The sequence below is a fragment of the Streptomyces swartbergensis genome (assembly GCF_002148965.1).
GTDB classification, from domain to species: Bacteria; Actinomycetota; Actinomycetes; order Streptomycetales; family Streptomycetaceae; genus Streptomyces; species Streptomyces swartbergensis.
Genome location: NZ_NGFN01000554.1, coordinates 1 through 3,225 on the forward strand (window position 1 = coordinate 1; position 3,225 = coordinate 3,225).

Below are 3,225 nucleotides of genomic sequence, written 5' to 3' on the forward strand. Positions count from 1 at the left end.
CCCCGCCCTCACCGCACCCCCGCCCTCACCGCACAACGCTTCATCGCCGACCCCTACGGCGACACCCCCGGCAGCCGCCTCTACCGCACCGGCGACCGCGCCCGCCTGCGCCCCGACGGAACCCTCGAATACCTCGGACGCACCGACAACCAGATCAAACTCCGCGGCTTCCGCATCGAACCCGGCGAGATCGAAGCCACCCTCACCCACCACCCGACCGTCAAGGAAGCCGCCGTCATCGACGACGAACACGCGCGGCTGATCGCCTACGTCACGCCCGCGGACGCCGTCGAGGCCGGCCCCGCCGACATCCGCCGGTTCGCGCAGGGCCGGCTGCCCGCGTACATGGTGCCGTCGGCGGTGGTGGTTCTGGACGCACTGCCACTGACGTCGAACGGGAAGCTGGACCGAAGTCGCCTGCCGGTGCCGGAGTTGGGCAGGCCGGAACTGGACGTCCGCTTCGTGGCGCCGCGTGACGTGGTGGAGGAGGTCGTGGCGCAGGTCTGGTGCGCGGTGCTCGGCGTCGACCGGGTCGGCGTGCACGACAACTTCTTCGAGTTGGGTGGGCACTCGCTGCTGGTGATCCAGGTGATGGCCCGGATCCGGAAGCTGCTCGATGTCGAGGTGCCGCTGCGGGTGCTGTTCGACGCCGCGACGGTCGAGGAGGTGGCCGCCCGCGTCCGTGCCGAACAGGGCAAGGGCCTCGGCCACGGGGCTCCGGCCCTTGAGCCGGTGGACCGGAGCGGGCCGCTGCCGCTGTCGTTCGCGCAGCAACGCCTGTGGTACCTGGACCAGTTGACGCCCGACAGCGACTTCTACACCATGTGCGACGCCTACCGGGTCCGCGGCCCTCTCGACCTGGACGCGCTACAGCGGGCGCTGCGGACGCTGGTCGAGCGACACGAGACGCTGCGAACGGCGTTCGTCGACCGGGACGGCGTGCCCTACCAGGTCGTCTCGGCCCCCGACGCGCCGGTCGTGCGGCGGGCGACGGAGGTCGTGCGGATCGAGCCGCCCGAGCGGACCGAGGACGGCGTGCGGGCCCTGGTGGCGGCGGAGGCACGCATCCCGTTCCGGCTGGCGGACGGCGCGCTGATGCGTGTGGCTGTCGCCCGGCTGGCGGACGACGAGCACGTGCTGGTGGTGACCATGCACCACATCGTCTCCGACGGCTGGTCGGTCGACGTCCTGGTGGACGAACTCGGCCGCCTGTACCGGGAATACGTCACCGGCACCCCCGCCGCGCTCCCCCGACTGGACATCCAGTACGCCGACTTCGCCGTCTGGCAGCGAGCCTGGATGACCGGCCCGGTACAGCAGGAGCAACTCGCGTACTGGAAGCGGGCCCTGGACGGCGCGCCCTCGGTACTGCGGCTGCCTGCGGACCACCCGCGTCCCGCCGTCCAGTCCCACCGGGGCGAGACCGTCGAGTTCCCGCTGCCCGCACCGCTGGTCGCGCGGCTGGAAGCGCTCGGCCGAGAGCAGGGCGTCACCCTGTTCATGACGCTGTTCGGCGCCTTCCAGGTACTGCTGGCGCGCTACAGCGGCCAGGACGACCTGGTCGTGGGAGTGCCGGCGGCGAACCGTACCCGCGCCGAGACCGAACCCCTGGTCGGCTTCTTCGTCAACACCCTCCCCGTACGGGTCCGCTGTCCGTCGGAGCTGTCGTTCCTCGAGTTGCTCGACCGGGTCCGCGAGGCCGCGCTGGGCGCCTTCGCCCATCAGGACCTGCCCTTCGAGACGCTGGTCGAGACGCTCGCGCCCGAGCGCGACCTCAGCCACAACCCTCTCGTCCAGGTCACCTTCCAGCTCCTCGACGCCCCCGACGAGAAGCTCGTCCTGCACGGCACGGACTGCGCCTCGCTGGGCTTCGGCGGCGTGACGAGCCGATTCGACCTGTCCCTCGACATCGTCTCGGGCCGGGACGGGAAGCGGTGCGTGCTCACGTACTGCCCCGACCTGTTCGACCGGCCCCGCATGGACGTGCTGGCCGCCCACTACCTGACACTGCTCGGCGCGGCGGCGGACGAGCCCGGCCTCCGGGTGGGTGACCTGCCACTGAGCGACGACGCCGAACGCCTGCGCCTACTGGCCGGGTCCGGGTCGCTGCACACGCCTGCCGCCGACCCTCAAGCGGATGCGGACACGGAGACGGTCCCGGACGCCTTCGCCGCGCAGGTGCGGGCGACTCCGGACGCGCCCGCGCTGGCATACGGGGACACGACGCTGACGTTCGCCGAGCTCGACACCCACGTCTCCGGCCTGGTCGAGCAGTTGCTGCGCTCCGGCGTGGTGGCCGAGATGCCGGTCGCGGTGTGCCTGCCGCGCTCCGCCGACAGCATCGTGGCCCTCCTGGCCGTCCTGCAGTCAGGAGGCGTCTACGTGCCTGTGGACCCGGAGTGGCCCGCGGGCCGCGTCGCCCACATCCTCGACGAGGTCGCGGCCCCCGTCGTCATCACCCGAGACCTGCCGACCGATCCCGGCCGCGTCCACCTCGACCCGCGACAGGCCCCAGGCGGCGGCTCGGCGCCCACGCCGCGCCTCCACCCCGACCAGGCCGCGTACATCATCTACACCTCGGGGTCCACCGGCGCCCCCAAGGGCGTCACCGTCCAGCATCGCTCCCTGCGCCACCTTCTGTGCCACGTACGACGCATGGCACAGGGCGGGCCCCGGCGGAATATCGCACACACCACCGCGATGACCTTCGACCCGTCACTGGAACAGTTCCTGTGGCTGGTCGCCGGACACACCCTGCACGTCGCACCGGAGGACGTGCGCCGCGATCCCGAGGCGCTGGTGGCTCTGGTGCGGCGGGCCGCGATCGACGTCCTCAACGTCACGCCGTCCCATCTGGGCATGCTGATCGATGCCGGGCTGCTGGAGGGCGACCGGGTGCCGGGAACGGTCCTGGTGGGCGGCGAGGCGGTGTCCGCGACGCTGTGGCGGACGCTGCACGAACGTGGGGCCGCCACTCAGGCCTTCAACCTGTACGGCCCTACGGAAGCGACCGTCGACGCCACCTGCCACGACCTGTCCGGCCCTGTCGACGTGCCCGTCATCGGCACCCCACTGCCCAACGTCCGCCTCCGCCTCCTCGACGAACAGCTGCGACCGGTCCCCATCGGCGTCGCCGGCGAGATCTACCTCGGCGGCCCCGGACTGGCCCGCGGCTACGTCAACCGCCCCGCCCTCACCGCACAACGCTTCATCGCCGACCCCTAC

General features: G+C 72.0%; 1 protein-coding gene. It reads left to right on the forward strand.

What is annotated here, in order from left to right; translation table 11 throughout:
* Positions 1-3,225: condensation domain-containing protein (locus CA983_RS41940; protein WP_143645757.1), on the forward strand; the 3,225-nt coding region annotated here is incomplete at both ends.